This window comes from Phenylobacterium glaciei (assembly GCF_016772415.1).
Classification (GTDB): Bacteria; Pseudomonadota; Alphaproteobacteria; order Caulobacterales; family Caulobacteraceae; genus Phenylobacterium; species Phenylobacterium glaciei.
On record NZ_JAGSGD010000001.1, the window covers coordinates 3,727,322 to 3,743,888 of the forward strand.

Genomic DNA, 16,567 nt, shown 5'->3' on the forward strand with positions numbered 1-16,567 from the left:
CCGGCCTTAACGCCTGGCAGATCGTCGGGCTCAAGGGAGGCTAACCCATGTCGCTCGGCTTGATTCTGCTGATCATCCTCGTCCTCGCCCTCGTGGGCGCCCTGCCCACCTGGGGCCACTCGCGCTCCTGGGGCTACCTGCCTTCCGGCGGCCTGGGCCTGGTCCTGGTGATCGTCCTGATCCTGGTCCTGATGGGCCGGATATAGCGCAAGCGCCCTTCGCGTAAGGGCCAAGACCCTTTAGCATCCCCCCGAATATCGTTCGGGGGGATGCATGACGGTTACGGAAAGCGGCGGCGAACTTCCGCCCGAGGCGGTGAAACCCGGCCTCACCCCGATCCAGCGCGCCAAGGCCATCCTGGGCGGGTCGGCCGGCAACTTCGTCGAATGGTACGACTGGTTCGCCTACTCCTCCTTCACCCTCTATTTCGCCAAGCACTTCTTCCCCAAGGGCGATGAGACCGCCCAGTTGCTGCAGGCCGCCGCGGTGTTCGCCGTGGGCTTCCTGGCCCGCCCCATCGGGGCCTGGTTCATGGGCCTCTACGCCGACCGCGCCGGCCGCAAGAAGGCCCTGACCGTCTCGGTCTCGATGATGTGCGCCGGCTCCTTCGCCATCGCCATCATCCCCGACTACGGCATGATCGGGTCCGCGGCTCCGGTGGCCCTGGTCCTCGCCCGTCTGGTCCAGGGCCTCTCCCTCGGCGGCGAGTACGGCGCCAGCGCCACCTACATGTCCGAGATGTCCGGCAAGCAGCGCCGCGGCTTCTGGTCCAGCTTCCTGTTCGTGACCCTGATCCTCGGCCAGCTCACGGCACTGGGGGTGCTCATCCTGTTGCAGAACGTGCTGTCCCAGGCCGACCTCGAGGAATGGGGCTGGCGGATTCCCTTCGCCATCGGCGGGGTCCTGGCCATCGTGGTGTTCTGGATCCGCACCGGCCTGGAGGAGAGCCAGTCCTACCTGACCGCCCAGGCCGAGGGCGCCGAGCGCTCCCGGACCATGCTGCTGTTCGCCAAGTTCCCCAGGGAGACGGCGACCATCTTCGCCCTGACCTCGGCGGGCTCCTTGGCCTTCTACGCCTACACGACCTACATGCAGAAGTTCCTGGTCAACACCTCGGGCTTCACCAAGGACTCGGCCACCGCCATCACCGCCGCGGCGCTGGGGGTCTACATGTTCGCCCAGCCGCTGTTTGGTCTGCTGTCGGACAAGGTGGGCCGCAAGACCACCCTGACCCTGGCCTTCCTGCTGGGGACCATCTTCACCTATCCGATCTTCAGCCAAATCGCGGTGACCAAGGACCCGATGATGGCCTTCGCCCTGATGTGCGCCCTGGTCCTCATCCTGTCGGGCTACACCGCCGTCAACGCGGTGCTGAAGGCCGAGCTGTTCCCGGCCCACGTCCGCGCCCTGGGGGTCGCCCTGCCCTACGCCACCGCCAACGCGGTCTTCGGCGGCACGGCGGAATACGTCGCCCTGTGGTTCAAGAAGGAGGGCATGGAGAGCGGCTTCTACGTCTATGTCGCCACGGCCATGGGCCTGGCCTTCCTGGTGGCGCTCACCCTGCGCAACACCAACAAGCACAGCCTGATCACGGAGGACTAGAGCATGTCAGGCGCAAGTGGGATCCGGTTCGCCGCCCGGACATGCTCTAAGCTGGAAAGGGTCTAGCTTGCGCCTGCTGCTCTCGCCCCTGGACCTGGCGGCCCTCGTCGTCTTCCTGCTGGTGTGGCTGGCCTATGAGCCGCTGCTGAAGGCCGCCGCCTGGGGCAAGGGCGCCATCAATACCGACATGACCGTCATCCGGCTGGCCTGGATGAAGAACATGGCCGGCCGCGAGAACAAGTTCATGGACGGCCAGCTGTTCGGCCACGTGCTGAACTCCGCCTCCTTCTTCGCCTCCTCCAACCTGATCCTGATCGCCGGCGCGGCCAGCGTGCTGTTCGGCGGCGAGAGCACCTTTCGCTCGGCCTCCAGCCTGGTGGTGATCAAGACCTCCACCCGCATCCTGTTCGAGTTCCAGATCGCGCTCGTCCTGATCGCGCTGGCCCGCGGCCTGCTGGATTTCATCTGGGCCATCCGCCAGATGAACTACTGCATCGCCGTGGTGGGCGCGGCGCCCGACACCGAAGACCAGGCCTTCAAGGACCGCTACGGCGCGGCGGCCGCGAAGCTGCTGAACCCGGCGCTCTCGGCCTTCAACGCCGGGGTGCGGGGCTACTACTTCTCGCTCGCGGCGGCAGCCTGGCTGTTCGGGCCCATCCCCTTCCTGGTCACCACGCTTGGCGCCGTCAGCCTGCTGATCTGGCGCCAGCGCCACTCCAAGGCCGCCGGCGCGATCCGCGACATCCGCGCGCTGCTGGGCGGCTAGCCTCCTCAAATTCCTCCCCCAGGCCACAGGCCGTTTCGGGGGAGGTGGATCGCAGGCAGCGCCTGCGAGACGGAGGGGGCTAAGCCCGTTGGATTGGATACGCCCAAGCCCCCTCCACCGCTACGCGGTCCCCCTCCCCCGGAAGGGGGAGGAATTCTAGAGCCCCAGCTCGGCCCTCTGCTTCCGCGTCAGCTTGGCGGCGATCAGGCCGTGGGCGGTCTTCAGCCAATCGACCACCTCATCGGGGTCCAGCGCCGCCGGGTCGTCGAAGGAAACCCACTTGGCGCGCGCCAGATAGGGCGCCGGCCTGGCCATCCCGCTCTGCGTCATCACCTCGTAGGCCAGGTCCGTGACCTTGAACATCAGGCCGCCCGCCAGACCCGCGATGGCGAAGATCCTGCCGCCCACCTTGTAGACCTCGCTGCCGCCCCACTGCACGACCTTGGTCGCGCCCGTCAGGGCCAGGCAGGCGGTGTCGATCTCTCCGGGGGTCATGAGGGTCCTTGTCGCTGCGGACCTCAACATACGGTGAGCGCGCGCCCTTTGCCCACCAGACCCGCTGACGCCGGACGCGAAGCATGACAATGTTACGCCAAACGTCAGGGAGGCGATGATGGGTGACAGACTGCGCGGGACGCTGCTCCTGGGGGCGATGCTCAGCCTCACCCTCACGGGCGCGGCCTGGAGTTCCGGCGGCGGTGGAGGCGGCGGCGGCGACATGCCGTCGATGTCGGCTCCGTCATACGATCCGGCCGCCGAATATGTGAAGGCGATCCAGGCCCTCAACGACAAGGACTACAAGGCCGCCGAGCGCGCCCTGGTCCACGTGGTCGACGCCGTGCCCAAGAACGCCGAGGCCTGGCGCCTGCTGGGGACCGCCAACGCCGGCCAGAACGACCTGAAGGGCGCCAAGCGCGCCTACGACAAGGCCGTGAAGCTCGAACCCGACAACATCGAGGCCCACCGCGGCCTGGGCGTGGCGCTGGGCGGCCTGAAGGACGCCAAGGCGCAAGAGCAGCTGGACTGGCTCAAGGCCCGCGCCACCGCCTGCGGAACCTGCGGCGACGCCCCGGCCCTGGCCACGGCGGTCAAGGCCGTCGAGAGCGCCATCGCCGGATCGGCGGTCGCCGCCTCGGGCCCGCTGCTGTTCGCCGGCCCCGCCGCCGGAGACCGCGCCTATGTCGCCGCCGTCAGCCTGATCAACGAGCACCGTTATGACGAGGCCCTGACCTCGCTGGCCGCCGCCCGCGAGGCGCTCGGCCCCCACCCCGACATCCTCACCTACCAGGGCTACACCTGGCGCAAGAAGGGTCAGTTCGACCGGGCCGAGACCTACTACCGCCAGGCCCTGGTCATCGCGCCCGAGCATCGCGGCGCGACCGAATACTACGGCGAGCTGAAGGTGGAGCGCGGCGACCTGAAGGGCGCCCGGGTCATGCTGGCGAGGCTTGACCGCATCTGCGCCTATGGCTGCGCCGAGGCCGAGGAGCTGCGCCGTTGGGTCGACGCCGGCCACGAACCGTCCAGCTAGCGGTCGCTTTCGCCCTGCTCGGGATCGCGGCGGCGCCGGCCGCCGACGCGCCCCTGCGCGCCCAGCGCTGGCTGGCGCCCCAGGCCGACGTGGTGCGCGTGCTCACCACCGCCCCGACGGAATGCCTGTCGCCGCAGCCCGACCCGCACGCCCGTCTGTCGGTCGAGATCGGCCGCGCCGCCTTCCGCACGCCGACCGTGCTGGGGGGCCAGGCGGCCCGCGCCGGGGTCGCCTGCGAGACCTGCCACCGCTCGGGGCGGAGTAATCCCGACTTCCTGTTCCCCGGCGTCTCCGGGCCGCCGGGCAGCGCCGACGTCACCTCGTCCCTGTTCAGCTCCCACCGTGGCGACGGCATCGACGACCCGGTCCCCATCCCCGACCTGAGCGGCCCCCGCGCCGGCCTCAAGGTCGCCCCCGCCGACCTGCCCCCCTTCATCCACGGCCTGGTCACCCAGGAGTTCGATGGACCCGAGCCGCCGCCCGCCGTGCTGGCGGGCCTGATCGACTATGTTCGCGCCCTGTCGCCCACCGCCTGCCCCCGCGCGGGCGCCGAACCCGTCACCGTCAAGGCCCTGATGTCCGACGCCCGCCGGGCCCTGGCCGCCGCCGACGCCCTGGCCGCCCGCGGCGACCGTCCCGCCGCCGGGGTCATGATCGCCGCCGCCCGCGCCCGGCTGGGCCTGATCGACGAGCGCTACGCCGCCCTGCGTGGTGACCGCCACCGCCTGCGCGCCGCCGACACCCGCCTCGCCGGGATCGCCCAGGCCCTGCGCGAGGACCGCCCCGACGCGCGGGAAAACCTCGCCAGATGGTCCGCCGACAGCATGAAACTGGAGGCCGCCCTCACCCGCCGCGAGGCCCGCTCCCTGTTCGATCCCAACCATCTTGCCGCGGCGGCCGGACACCGCTTGCCCCGCCAACCTTCCTGAGTATATTGCGCGCCTTCGCGAACGGCCTCCGGGCGGTTCGCGACGGCCGGTGAGGTGGCGGAGTGGTCGATCGCGCACGCTTGGAAAGCGTGTTTGGGTGAAAGCCCAACGAGGGTTCGAATCCCTCTCTCACCGCCAATATCCCTGATTTTATTGGAAAAATTCCACTTTCAGCATTTCGGCCCCACCTTCGGCCCTCCCGCTGGGCTTCGGTGCGAGCTTGAATTGGCCGAAAGCAGGCTAGTCGCGGGGGCGCATTCGGGACGGCGTTTCCCGCTGAGCGTGACGACGGTTTGGCCGCGACGGGTCGCGTGCAGAGGCGCATGGCCTGTTCCGCAACGTCGCGCCGCCCGTCATCTGCCCGCCGATCTGACGATCTGTAACCTCACGCGAGAACAGCGCCGAAAGGTCGGCTGGAGACCGCCTGCGGCAAACATAAAATAACAGACGATATGGCAGAGTCGCTGCGCTGGACTCCCGGGCTGTAGCCCACCATCTTGGCGCCCTGAACTGCCGGGCGTTGCCATGCTGCGACTGACCAAAGTGTTCATCACCGCCGCCGTGCTTGCCCTGCGCCTCTGTGGGGTGGCATGGGCCGGTCCGGCTGAGGACGCGGACGACGCGTTCGCTCGCGGCGACTATATGACAGCGCTTCAGCTCGTGAGGCCGCTTGCTGACCAGGGGAATGCCGTCGCGCAGTACCATCTCGGGCTGCTCTACGACACCGGCCAGGGCGTGCCGCAGGACTATGCCGCCGCCGCCGCCTGGTACCGCAAAGCCGCCGATCAGGGGCACTCCGACGCACAGTTCAACCTCGGGCTACTCTACGACAATGGCCAAGGCGCGCCCCAGGACCATGCCGCCGCCGCCGCCTGGTACCGCAAAGCCGCCGACCAGGGCGACGCCGAGGCGCAGACCAACCTCGGCATTGCGTACGCCACAGGCCAGGGCGTGGCTCAGGACTATGTCCTGGCCCGTATGTGGCTCAACCTCGCCGCGGCGCAGGGCGACACCAGCGCTGGCAAGGCTCGCGATGTCATCACCACCTCGATGACCCCGGCCGAGATAGCCGAGGCGCAGCGGCTGGCGAGCGCATGGAAGCCGACACGGCCGTAGGCGCCGCTGCCCGCTAGAGCAGGCGCCCCCATAGCATCGACGACGCAGGCCTGCGCCTGGGCGGTGAGTTCCTCGCCCGTGTGCTGAGCCCATCTACCTAAGGCGGATGCTTCGGGTACGCCGCCTAGCGCGACGGCTTGCCCCGCCTCCCACCGGCCTTGCGGGTCAACCGCGGGGGCCGGTGTGGCCAGCGAGCGCGGACTGGCCGTTTCAGGCCCCTGGGCCGGCCCCCATCTCCCGCAGGTCGCGCTCGGCGGCGATGTAGCCGAAGGCGTACTTGCTGCGGCCGCGGAGGATCTGCTCGAACACCTCGCGGGCCCGCTGCGTCTCGCCATTGTAGAGATGCCAGTTGCCGACCCCGTAGCCCTGCGTCGCGTAAAGGGTCTCCAGGTCGTGGATTACCTGGGAGCCCAGGTCCGGGGTCAGCAGGTCCTCCGGCGCAAACTCGCCCCGGTACATCCGCAGGCGGCGATAGTAGGACGGCCCCTCGACGAAGGCCGTGTCGGGTAGCCCTGCCGGGATCGCCGCCAGCACCTCATCGGCCGCCGCCTCGTCGCCCTTGCGGCGCAGGGTCATGTAGAGCCAGTCGCTGCAGGCGGTGAGCCCGTCGGGGTCGTCGGCGCGCACCCACTCAAGGCAGCGCCGGTAGGCGGCCTCCGCGGCGTCCCAGTCCCCCAGCAGATAGTGGGCCAGGGCCAGATGGTACCAGGTGTTGAACTGGATGCTGGTGGCCGGCACCGGCAACTCGCTGCCCTCGCCGTCGGGCTCGATCCACTCCAGCAGGCCTTCCAGCAGCTCCGCCGCCCGCGTCAGGTCGGCGAGGCCTTCGGCGAACCTCCGGGTCGAGAGATAGCGGTGACCGCGCTGACGCAGGAGTTCGAACGAGTCGGGGAACCGCCCCAACCCCTCGCTGAACACCGCGATGGCCTCGTCTATCCGATAGCGGAACCCCAGCACCCGGCCGTACCAGACGGTGTTGGGCAGGGAGGGATCTCGCTCATAGTTCGATCGGGCGCGCTCCAGGGTGCGGCGGGAGCGTTCGCGGATATCGTCTTCAGCCATGCCCGCAGTGAAGCGGCTGCGGGGGCCGGCGTAAAGGGTCTACCCCGCCGCGGCGCTCGGCGCGTCCGCCGCGGTCTTGGCGTAGCGCTGGCTGACCCGGCGCAGGCCTTCCAGGATCGCCTTGGTGCCGTTGCTGTCCTTGCCCGCCTCGGTGTGCAGCAGCAGGCGGAAGGCGCGCAGGTGGACGGCCACGGCGTTGGCGTCCCAGGTCTTGCGGGTCTTCAGATAATCGGTGAGGTCGGCCAGGCTGACCAGGGCGGTGTCGATCGGCGCGAGCCCGCAGGCGGTGGGCACCCCGATGGCGGCGCTGGCGATGGCGTAGAGCTCGTCGGCGACGGCGGCGTCATACTCGCCGTTGGCGCGGTTGGCGCACAGCTCGGCCTGGTCCAAGGTCACCCGCAGTTCGTCCAGGCACTCGGCGCGCAGGCTCTCCAGCCCCGCCCCCGCCCGTTTGACGGCGTCGGCGACGGGCAGGCCGCCGGGGGTGCGCAGCAGCTTGGCCAGCCGCACAACGGGAACGTGAATCTTTACCGAGCTCAAAGCTGCACCCGCCGTGTCTTCAGCATACCGTCGATGCTGTCCTGTTCCATGTTGGGCTCGCTGGCCTCGCCGACATCGCCGGCGAGGTCATCGCGCCGCCGTCCGACCTGGCCGGCGGGAACGCCCTCGTTCTTGAAGCGGCGATCGGGGCCCATATAGCTGTCGCATTCCACGAACCGCCGGCCCTCTCGGGCGATCCAGAGCACGCGCTCCAGGACGGCGATGGGGGTCAGCGGCTTGGTCATGACGAAATGGGCGCCGCAGTCGCGGGCCTTCTGCACGGCGCCGCCCGGGGTATGTCCCGCGGTCAGCAGCACCGGCACGTAACAGTTGGGTTCGATCCGCGAGCGGCGCAGCCAGCTCACGAAGTCATAACCCGCACCACCCGCGCCCAGGGCGTCGGCCACCACCAGGTCCAGTTCGACCTTGCCCACCAGGCTTTGGGCTTCCTCGACGTTCTCGGCGCGGTGCAGGACCTTGGCGCCGAATCCGCTGAGAATCTGCACCAGGATGCTCATGCCCATCGTCGATTCCTCCAGTAGCAGCACGGAGGCTCGCTCGAGGTTGAACCGGGCGCGGGAATCGGGGCTGAGACCCATTGCTATCCTTCAAGCCGGGAAGCCCCGGTCCGTCCTTCCGCTCATGGCGCGTGACAGCTTCCAGTGTGCGCAGAGAGGGTTAAGAACACCTTCCACGGGGTGCGACAGGGCGCCACGGCAGGGGAGACGAAGACCCAAGGCGCCGTCTTGCCGGAGCCTGCCACCCATGAGAGGTTTGCGCCAACGCTGTCTTGGCTACGCGGCGAACGCGGGTTCAAAGTCTGCGCTGGGAGACGGCATGGTCGGCGCAATCTACGTTCGGAAGACGTCACGAGTCGGGCCCATTTCGCTCTCCACCAAGTTTTTTCAAGGCCTGGGCGCCCTGCCCGACGTGTTCAAGGGCTTTGGGTTCAACACCTTCCTGCTGTTCTTCTACAGTCAGGTGCTGGGCGCGCCGCCGGTCCTGGTGGCCACCGCCATCGCCTTGACCACCGTGCTGGACGGCGCGGTCGATCCCTTGATCGGGTCGTTCTCCGACAATCTGAAGTCCCGGCTCGGGCGGCGGCACCCTCTGATGTACGCCTCGGTCCTGCCCCTGGTCCTGGGCCTCTACCTGGTGTTCTCACCCCCCACCGGCCTCGACCACAACGGCCTGTTTGCCTGGATCTTCGCCACCACCGCCCTGGTCGGCATCGCCATCAGCCTGTTCAGCGTGCCCTGGACGGCGCTGATGGCCGAACTCTCCGACGACTATGCCGAGCGCACCGAGATTGTGGTCTGGCGCTACGCCGTGGGATGGATTGGCGGCCTGGCGTTCACCTTCTCGGTCTGGACCTTCATCTTCCCCGCCACCCCGGCCTTTCCGAGGGGACAGCTCAACGCCGACAACTATGTGCTCTTCGCCCCGGTTCTGGCGGTCTGCGTCGGCCTCGCCGCCCTCGTGGCCACCCAACTGACCCGCCGGGAGATCCCGTTCCTGGTCCAGCCGGCGGCGGCCAGCAGCTTCAGCCTGCGCCGGATGATCGACGAGCTGTTCAGCATGCTGAGCAACCGCGACTTCCTGGTCCTCTTCATGGGCGCACTGCTCAGCGCCTGCATCGGGGGCACCACCAGCGCGCTCGAAATCTACATGTCGACCTACTTCTGGGGCCTGGGATCGGCGGAACTGCGTTGGTTCAGCCTGGCCTTCTTCGGCGCAGCGGCCGCCTTCGTCCTGCTCCCCCGCATGCAACGGATCTTGGACAAGAAGATCCTGATGTTGGGCTGCTTTGGCCTGCTGCTGCTGGACGGGGTGACCATGATCAGCCTGCGGCTGCTGGAGGTGCTCCCGGCCAATGGCGAGCCAGCGCTGCTGATTCTGCTGCTGGCCAATACGATCTTCCGGACCTTCCTGGGCACCGTTCTGGGGGTGATGTTCATCTCCATGCTGGCCGACTCCCTGGACGCCCAGGAGCTCCGCAATGGCAAGCGCCAGGAGGGCATGTTCGCCGCGGCCCTGTCGTTCTCCACCAAGGCCACGGCGGGTGTGGGGGTCCTGGCCGGCGGCCTGCTGCTGCAGAACGTGATCCAATGGCCGGTGGGCAAGACCACCGGCGTTATCGACCCCGACATCGTCTTCCGCCTGGGCCTGGTGGCCGGCGTCCTCGTGCCCCTGGCCTATGTCGCGCCACTGCTGGTGGGCATGGGCTACCGGATCACCCGGGAGGCCCACGCCGAGATCCGTCGCCAGGTCGCCGCGCAGCGCCTCTCCAGCTTCGGCCATGATCCTGATCCGCCTGCCGCGCCGCCGACCACGGCCAACACCCCCCTGGCTGAACCGACCGCCCCCTGATGGAGCAATCCATTTCCGAGACCGTCCTGCGCCTGCTGGGTGACTCCCAGGGACAGGGCGGAGTCCCGCGCCGTCCGTAAAAACGCCCTCCCCGGTCTCCCGGGAAGGGCGAAATTGCTGCACCCCATGCTGCGCAGCATGGGGTGCGGTAAGTCGTTGAAAACGATCTAGCCTTCGTTGCCGAAGATCACCGTGCCGGCCGCGGCGAACATGCCGCCGACGCCCTGGCAGACGCTGATCTTGGCGCCCTCCACCTGGGCCGCCGCCGTGCCGCGCATCTGCTTGACGCTCTCCATCAGGGCGTACATCCCGTACATGCCCGAGTGCATGTACGACAGGCCGCCGCCGTTGGTGTTCATGGGCAGCTTGCCGCCGATGGCGGTGTTGCGTTCACGCACGAAGTCCTTGGCCTCGCCGGGCTTCACAAAGCCCAGGTCTTCCAGGCCGTAGAGCGGCAGGTGCGCAAAGGCGTCGTAGATCATCAAGTGATCGACGTCGGCATGCTTGATGCCGGCTTCCTCGAAGGCCTTCTTGCCCGAGACGCGGAACGCCTTGGAGGAGTTGAAGTCCTCCATCTGGCTGACCATCGGGGTCTCGACGCTTTCCCCGGTGCCCAGCACGAAGACCGGCTTGTTGGGGAAGTCCTTGGCGCGGTCGGCGCTGGTGAGGATCAGGGCCCCGCCACCGTCGGTGACCAGGCAGCACATCAGCATCCGGAACGGCCAGGCGATCATCGGCGAGTTCAGCACGTCGTCGACGGTGATCGGGTCCTTGAAGGACGAGCGCGGGTTCAGCGCCGCCCATTCCCGCTGGATCACGGCGACCATGGCCAGGTCTTCCTCGGTCACGCCGTAGGTCTTCATGTAGCGAAGCACCGGGATCGTGAACATGGTGGGCGGGCTGGTGACGCCATAGGGCATCTCGAACTGGCCCATCAGCGAGGTGGCGTTGCGGCCAAAGCCGCCGGCGCCCACGCGCGAACGGCCCGATTCCCCGTGGGTGATCAGGACGGTCTTGCACAGGCCTTCATTGATGGCGGCGGCCGCATGGCGGACGTGCAGCATGAAGGAGCAGCCGCCGACACTGGTGCCGTCGGCATAGGTCGGCGTGATGCCGAGATACTGGGCCAGTTCGACGGGGCTGACCCCGGCGGTGGCGACGCCATCGATGTCCGAGGGCTTGAGCCCCGCGTCCTTCATGGCGTTGAGAGCGGCGTCGGCGTGCAGACCCAGGACGGAAACGTCCGGAATCTTGCCCATCTTGGTGGTTTCTGCGGCCCCGACGACCGCGACGGATTTCGGTTTCATATGCGCTCTCAGCCCTTCGCCGGTTCGAACAGGGGAAGGGAAATGTCGTCGGTCTGCTTCTCGAACTTCACCTGGACCTTCATGTCCAGCTGCAGGGCTTCCGGCGTCTGCGGGCAGCCCACGATGTTGGTCATCAGGCGAGGACCTTCATCCAGCTCCACCACCGCGATGGAGTGCGGTTCGGTCCCCATGTCGGGGCGCGGACGGTGGTTGATGACGTAGGAGTAGAGGAAGCCCTTGCCGCTGGCGGCATAGACCTCGACATCGCGCGATCCGCACTTCGGGCAGAACGGGCGGGGCGGGAAGTAGCTGTGGGTGCATTCGGTGCAGCGCTGCAGACGCAGCTCGCCATCCTTGCAACCCTCCCAGAAATGCCGGGTCTCCGGCGTGGGTTCGGGCAACATTCGAGCCATATGAAAAATCGTCCCCAATCAAATTCGGTGAGTCTTGGCCCTCCAAAACGAGGGCGGTGCAGCAAACCCGAGGTTGGCCCGCTTGTCGATTGGTAACGTGGCGGGAAGCCGGGTTGGACCCTTCAATTCCTCCCCCAGGCCGCAGGCCGGATCGGGGGAGGTGGATCGCAGGCAAGGCCTGCGAGACGGAGGGGGTTATGCCCTTGCCGCCTGCACATCCCAAGCCCCCTCCACCGCGACGCGGTCCCCCTCCCCCGAAGAGGGAGGAATTAAGGCCCGAAAGGCGGTACATGCCTCTGATGCTTGGAAAGCCCTGACGTGATCGCGCAATATGGATGGACCGACGCGCTGGCCCAGGCCTTCGCAGCCCATGCCCAGGCCGGCCTCACCCCGGCCCGCGTCATCGCCCAGCACCGCGACGGCTACCTGGTCGCCACCGACGACGGCGAGCTGCGCGCCAACCTCTCGGGCCGCCTGCACCACGAGGCCCAGGAGGCGCAGCCGCCCGCCGTCGGCGACTGGGTGGCGCTCGCCCTCAACCCCGCCGAGGGCGCGGCTGTCATCGAGGCGGTCCTGCCCCGGCGCACGGTGCTCACCCGCCGCGCCGCCGACAGCCTGGGCAGGCTGCAGGTCATCGCCGCCAATATCGACGTGGTCTTCGTGGTCAGCTCGATGAACGCTGACCTCAATCCCCGCCGGATCGAACGCTACCTCGCCGCCGCCTGGCAGAGCGGGGCTCGGCCGGTGGTGGTGCTCACCAAGTCCGACCTCTCCACCGATCCGCAAGGTGACGCCGCCGACATCATCGCCCTGGCGGCCGGCGCCCCGGTGCTGCTGGTTTCGGCGCGCGACGGCCTGGGCCTCGAGCCCCTGCTGGCCCAGGTCGCGCCGGGCGAGGTCTGCGTGCTGATCGGCTCGTCGGGGGTCGGCAAGTCCACCCTGGTCAACGCCTTCCTGGGCGAAGACCGCATGACCATCGCGGCGATCCGCGAAGCTGACGACCAGGGCCGCCACACCACCAGCAGCCGGCAACTGGTCCTGCTGCCCGGCGGCGCCCTGCTGCTCGACACCCCAGGCATCCGAGAGGTGGGGCTGATCGACGCCGAGGAGGGCCTGAGCGAGGTCTTCGACGACATCGAGCGCATGACCGGCGACTGCAGGTTCAACGACTGCGGCCACAGCCACGAGCCCGGCTGCGCCATCCAGGCCGCCCTGCAAAGCGGCGCGCTGGACCCCGGACGCTGGGCCAACTTCCAGAAGCTTGGCGTTGAGCTGGCCGCCGTGGAGCAGAAGGCCCAGCGGGTCGCCAAGGCGGCCGAGCGCCGCCAGTCCGCCGCGCTTTCGAAGACCTACCGCGCCACCCGGCGCGACCACCGGGGCGGCGCCGACTGATTGCGCTGTTTTTTCAGAATATTCGACCGCCCCCGCCGCGAACCGGTTAGGGAGAGGCCGCCCTTACGAAAGACACGCCATGCCCGCCTACACCATCGTCACCACCAGCGCGGCCCAAGGCAGCGACGCCGCCGAGATGAACACCCTGACCGACGACTTCGGATCCGAGGCCGAAGCGGTGGGCTATTCCCGCCGCATGGCTGACGAGATGCTGGGCCTCGCGGCCCAACTGTCCCTCGACTTCGACTACAGCAATGTCGCCCTCTATGACGGCGACCTGCTGGACGAAGACCTCGACCCTGACCACCCCGCCCTGATCGGCGTCTGGGTCCTGGACGAAGACGGCGCAGCCTTCGTCCCCGCCGACGAATTCCGCGACGTGGTGACGGAAACCGCCTGAACCGTCTAATTCCTCCCCCAGCGCGCAGCGCGATCAGGGGGAGGTGGATCGCGGGCGAAGACCGCGAGACGGAGGGGGCTCGGCCCGTGGACCTGCACAGCCCTAACCCCCTCCACCGCGACGCGGTCCCCCTCCCCCGACGGGGGAGGAATTTCGAATACGGGGACAGGAGCATCTGCCCCGCCGGGACGCTCAGCTGGTGAATGAGGCTCCTGTCCCCGTATTTCCCTTCACCAAAGCCCTTGAGGGTTCAACCGCGCCATATCTCGTCGGCCGGTTGCTCGCCGCCGGCCACTTCGATTTTCGCGGTGATCGTGCAGACAAGGCCCTCGGGCAGAAACGCATTCACGACCTGTCCGTCCAGTTCTGACGCAAGGCCTCGTTCCAGCAAACGCCGACCAAAGCCAGTGCGTGTCGGCGGGGTGACGGGCGGTCCGCCGCTCTCCCGCCAGACCAGGATCAAATCCCGCTTCGCGGCAGGGCCTCCGACGGACCACGTCACCGAGACCTGCCCCTCAAGGGCTGAGAGCGCGCCGTACTTGAGCGCATTGGTCATGAGTTCGTGGAGGGCAAGCGCCACGGCGATCGCGGTTCGTGATGGCAGGAGCAGCTCCGGCCCTTCGACCAAGAAGCGGCGCGGATGGTCGCTGGTCTCATACGGCTTGATGGCTTGCGCTACGATCTGCCGAAGGTCGGCGCCCTGCCAGTGCTCCTGCGTCAGCACGTCATGGGCGCGGCTGAGCGCAAATAGCCGGGAGGTCAGATCCCGCTGGAGCGCGGCGTCGGCCTTCCCCTGGCGAAGCGTGAGTTCAACGACCGACTGAACAGTCGCCAGCGTGTTCTTCACGCGGTGGTTCAGCTCGTTGACCATCATGCGCAGGCGTTGTTCGTGTCGCTGTTGCTCAGACACGTCGGTGTTCGTCCCGAACCACCGTACGATCCCGCCATCCGCGCCGCGAAGCGGCACGACCCGCGTCAGGAAGGGTCTGAAGACGCCGTCCGCCCTTCGGAGGGGGAAGGTCATCTCGAACGGCTCGCCTCGGTCCAGACTGTCCTGCCACCGCGCGGCGACCGCCGGGAGAACCTCGGGATCATGCACCGACGCCCAGCCCCAGCCCAGCTGGTCCTCGGCGCTCATGCCGGTGTATTCGTACCATTGCGAGTTGTACCAGAAGATGTCGCCGTCCGGCTCAGCCATCCAGCACAGGGTCGGTATGTTGTCTGCCAGCGTGCGGAACCGTGCTTCCTCTTCACGCAGCTCGGCCTCGATCTTGGTGCGCTCGGTGACATCCGCGCCCTCGACGAATATCCCGGTCACCGCACCCTCTTCGTCGGTGATGGGCTGGTACACGAAATCGATGAAGCGCTCGGTCGGGGGCGCAGTCGGGTCTGCCTGAAACACATATTTCGACCCGATGGCGCGATGGGCGACGCCACTGCGGTAGACCTCATCGAGCAGATCGAGATAGCCCTGGGCGACCGCGTCCGGGAGCGCGTCGGCGAGCGTTTTTCCCAGGACCTCCCGATTGCCGATCAGCTGCCTGTAGCTTGGGTTCACCAGGTCGAACCGATGCTCCGGGCCGATGAGGGTGGCCATGAAGGTCGGTGACTGATCGAAGAGCCGGGCGAAGTCTTCTCGCTCCTGAACGGCTCGACGGCGGCCAAGCACCTGTTGGGTTGTCTCGGTGCAAACCACGAGCACCCCACCCACCCCCGCCGGGGCTGTCGGCTCGTCAATCGGGCTGTAGCTATAGGTCCACCAGACATCTTCCCGCTGGCCATGTCGCGTTATGGGAACAAGCTGGTTCTCGTGCCATGTCGCGCCCCGGCCCGACATGACCTGGTCGATCTGGGGACCGATGATGTCCCAAATCTTCACCCAGCAGTCGCGTCCGCGATCCCCCAGCGCACTCGGGTGCCGCTCGGGTCCCAGGGATTGGAGGTAGGCGTCATTGTAGAACTGGATGAGGTCCTCTCCCCACCAGATGAGCATAGGATGCCCGGACGACAGCAGGAGCCTGACCGTGGTTTTGAGGCTTTGCGGCCACCGCTCGGGCGCGCCCAGCGCCGTTTTGCGCCAGTCAAACAGCCGGATGCGCTCACCCATCTCGCCGCCGCCGGCAAGAAAATCGGCGCTGGCGCCAGGCGCCGACGTCGCCTCGGCGTTTGGCTTCGCATCGTCCGTCATCGCCCCGCCCTCAGCTGGCGGCCCCCCGCATCGGCACAGTATAGTTTGTGGACATGGCCTGTCAGGAGCCTTTCCGACACACGCGGACCGAACGAAAGAATTGCCTCATTGGGCATGCCTAGCTCGGCATAATTCGCATAATTCGGCGACATGTTATCAATTGCCTATTCAAGTCAGCGACAATCCAACCAATTGATATCCCGTCACCGAATCCCCCGAATCCCCGCCTGCGGCCGGTCTGTCCCTCCAGGGCCTTGATCCAGTCGTCGGCGCCCACGGGCCGTCCGGTGGTGCGCGAGGCCAGCAGGGCCCGGATTGCGGCCTCGTCCTCCGCGCCGGCCAGCATCCCGGCGAAGTCCGGCATGCGCGCCAGCAACGGCGCGGTCACCACCACGCCATCGTCGGCGCCCTCCAGATGCGCCCCAGCGCTTGACCAGGGCCAGTCCTGCGCGCGCCGGGTCATCCCGGCCGCCACCGGGTTCATCGCCACATAGCGGGCCGCCGCAATCAGGTGACGCTCATCCATCGCCGTCGAGCTGAACCGTCCCTGCCACAGGTGTCCGGTCAGCTTCAGTCGGCTGTGGATGCGGGCGCTGTAGCGCCGGTGCGCCTCGGCGAAGGTGGCTCGCAGGCCGTCAACGTGGCTCGGCGTCATGATGAAATGGACGTGGTTGGGCTAGGCCCAGATCTCCGTCCCCGACGCCTGGGCCGCCCGCGAGATAAGATCGAGATAGGCGCGGTAGTCGTCGCCCCCGAAGAACACCTTGTCACGGTGGTTGCCCCGTTGGGTGACGTGATGCGGAAGACCGGGAACGACCACTCTGGCGAGGCGGGCCATGACGGCGGACTCCTATTGGCATTGGCCGGCGAAGATGGGCGGTATTTCGTACAGCGTCACCGTAATCCCCAAGTCCGCATCAGTAACGACGATAGATTTCTGCGGCATCCCGT

The 16,567-nt window shown here is 67.7% G+C and carries 18 protein-coding genes and 1 tRNA gene; 10 read left to right on the forward strand and 9 right to left on the reverse strand.

The annotated features are described in order from the left end of the window. The first annotated feature begins 47 nt into the window (after nt 1–47). The 3 genes from JKL49_RS18370 to JKL49_RS18380 all read left to right on the forward strand — a co-directional run bounded on the left by JKL49_RS18370 (nt 48) and on the right by JKL49_RS18380 (nt 2,368). Complete coding sequence (locus tag JKL49_RS18370) at nt 48–206, forward strand: DUF3309 family protein (protein ID WP_215342474.1); 159 nt, start codon at nt 48–50, stop codon at nt 204–206. Between the two features lie 67 nt (nt 207–273). Continuing rightward, nucleotides 274–1,602 carry an MFS transporter gene (locus JKL49_RS18375; protein WP_215342475.1) on the forward strand — a complete coding sequence of 443 codons (1,329 nt, stop codon included), beginning with the start codon at nt 274–276 and terminating at the stop codon, nt 1,600–1,602. Nucleotides 1,603–1,669: 67 nt separating this feature from the next. After that, complete coding sequence (locus JKL49_RS18380; protein WP_249778113.1) at nt 1,670–2,368, forward strand: DUF599 domain-containing protein; 699 nt, start codon at nt 1,670–1,672, stop codon at nt 2,366–2,368. A 156-nt stretch (nt 2,369–2,524) separates the two neighbouring features. On the opposite strand, the gene JKL49_RS18385 is transcribed toward JKL49_RS18380, so the two are convergent. Then, a complete protein-coding gene (locus tag JKL49_RS18385; protein ID WP_215342476.1) occupies nt 2,525–2,863 on the reverse strand; it encodes an MmcQ/YjbR family DNA-binding protein in 339 nt (112 codons plus the stop codon). Nucleotides 2,864–2,981: 118 nt separating this feature from the next. Between JKL49_RS18385 and JKL49_RS18390 the strand changes: the two genes are divergently transcribed. The 4 genes from JKL49_RS18390 (at nt 2,982) to JKL49_RS18405 (ending at nt 5,944) form a co-directional block, all read left to right on the forward strand. Then, entirely contained in the window at nt 2,982–3,899 is a 918-nt protein-coding gene (locus JKL49_RS18390) for a tetratricopeptide repeat protein (RefSeq protein ID WP_215342478.1), read from the forward strand. Next, the gene (locus JKL49_RS18395; protein ID WP_215342480.1) at nt 3,866–4,828 is read left to right on the forward strand and encodes a hypothetical protein; all 963 of its coding nucleotides are present in this window, start codon (nt 3,866–3,868) and stop codon (nt 4,826–4,828) included. Before JKL49_RS18390 ends, JKL49_RS18395 begins: the two co-directional genes overlap by 34 nt. Nucleotides 4,829–4,876: 48 nt before the next feature. Next, nucleotides 4,877–4,966, forward strand: a tRNA-Ser gene (locus tag JKL49_RS18400). Nucleotides 4,967–5,353: 387 nt separating this feature from the next. Next, a complete protein-coding gene (locus JKL49_RS18405; RefSeq protein ID WP_215342482.1) occupies nt 5,354–5,944 on the forward strand; it encodes a tetratricopeptide repeat protein in 591 nt (196 codons plus the stop codon). A gap of 210 nt (nt 5,945–6,154) precedes the next feature. Here JKL49_RS18405 and JKL49_RS18410 read toward each other — a convergent pair whose 3' ends face one another. Genes JKL49_RS18410 through JKL49_RS18420 form a run of 3 tightly spaced genes read right to left on the reverse strand, consistent with a single transcriptional unit; the run spans nt 6,155 to nt 8,145 of the window. After that, complete coding sequence (locus JKL49_RS18410; protein WP_215342484.1) at nt 6,155–7,006, reverse strand: tetratricopeptide repeat protein; 852 nt, start codon at nt 7,004–7,006, stop codon at nt 6,155–6,157. 39 nt (nt 7,007–7,045) lie between these two features. Continuing rightward, a complete protein-coding gene (locus tag JKL49_RS18415) occupies nt 7,046–7,516 on the reverse strand; it encodes a hypothetical protein (protein WP_215342486.1) in 471 nt (156 codons plus the stop codon). A gap of 26 nt (nt 7,517–7,542) precedes the next feature. Next, nucleotides 7,543–8,145, reverse strand: a complete 603-nt coding sequence (locus JKL49_RS18420) for a response regulator (protein WP_215342488.1) — start codon at nt 8,143–8,145, stop codon at nt 7,543–7,545. A gap of 238 nt (nt 8,146–8,383) precedes the next feature. Between JKL49_RS18420 and JKL49_RS18425 the strand changes: the two genes are divergently transcribed. Next, nucleotides 8,384–9,916 carry an MFS transporter gene (locus tag JKL49_RS18425; RefSeq protein ID WP_215342490.1) on the forward strand — a complete coding sequence of 511 codons (1,533 nt, stop codon included), beginning with the start codon at nt 8,384–8,386 and terminating at the stop codon, nt 9,914–9,916. A gap of 167 nt (nt 9,917–10,083) precedes the next feature. On the opposite strand, the gene JKL49_RS18430 is transcribed toward JKL49_RS18425, so the two are convergent. Together JKL49_RS18430 and JKL49_RS18435 are read right to left on the reverse strand one after the other, a co-directional pair. Then, nucleotides 10,084–11,223 carry a thiolase C-terminal domain-containing protein gene (locus JKL49_RS18430; RefSeq protein ID WP_215342492.1) on the reverse strand — a complete coding sequence of 380 codons (1,140 nt, stop codon included), beginning with the start codon at nt 11,221–11,223 and terminating at the stop codon, nt 10,084–10,086. Nucleotides 11,224–11,231: 8 nt separating this feature from the next. Further along, the gene (locus tag JKL49_RS18435) at nt 11,232–11,627 is read right to left on the reverse strand and encodes a Zn-ribbon domain-containing OB-fold protein (protein ID WP_215342494.1); all 396 of its coding nucleotides are present in this window, start codon (nt 11,625–11,627) and stop codon (nt 11,232–11,234) included. Nucleotides 11,628–11,954: 327 nt separating this feature from the next. Between JKL49_RS18435 and rsgA the strand changes: the two genes are divergently transcribed. Both rsgA and JKL49_RS18445 read left to right on the forward strand, forming a co-directional pair. Beyond that, nucleotides 11,955–13,028 carry a ribosome small subunit-dependent GTPase A gene (gene rsgA / locus JKL49_RS18440; RefSeq protein WP_215342496.1) on the forward strand — a complete coding sequence of 358 codons (1,074 nt, stop codon included), beginning with the start codon at nt 11,955–11,957 and terminating at the stop codon, nt 13,026–13,028. Nucleotides 13,029–13,107: 79 nt separating this feature from the next. After that, a complete protein-coding gene (locus JKL49_RS18445; RefSeq protein WP_215342498.1) occupies nt 13,108–13,428 on the forward strand; it encodes a hypothetical protein in 321 nt (106 codons plus the stop codon). Nucleotides 13,429–13,678: 250 nt separating this feature from the next. Here the strand turns inward: JKL49_RS18445 and JKL49_RS18450 are convergent, their stop codons facing one another. From JKL49_RS18450 to JKL49_RS18460, 3 genes are all read right to left on the reverse strand, one after another. After that, entirely contained in the window at nt 13,679–15,616 is a 1,938-nt protein-coding gene (locus tag JKL49_RS18450) for a sensor histidine kinase (protein ID WP_215342500.1), read from the reverse strand. 118 nt (nt 15,617–15,734) lie between these two features. Beyond that, a complete protein-coding gene (locus JKL49_RS18455; protein WP_215342502.1) occupies nt 15,735–16,271 on the reverse strand; it encodes a hypothetical protein in 537 nt (178 codons plus the stop codon). A 21-nt stretch (nt 16,272–16,292) separates the two neighbouring features. Next, nucleotides 16,293–16,454 (reverse strand): hypothetical protein, encoded by a 162-nt coding sequence (locus tag JKL49_RS18460; protein WP_215342505.1) that lies wholly within the window; start codon nt 16,452–16,454, stop codon nt 16,293–16,295. Between the last annotated feature and the right edge of the window lie 113 nt (nt 16,455–16,567).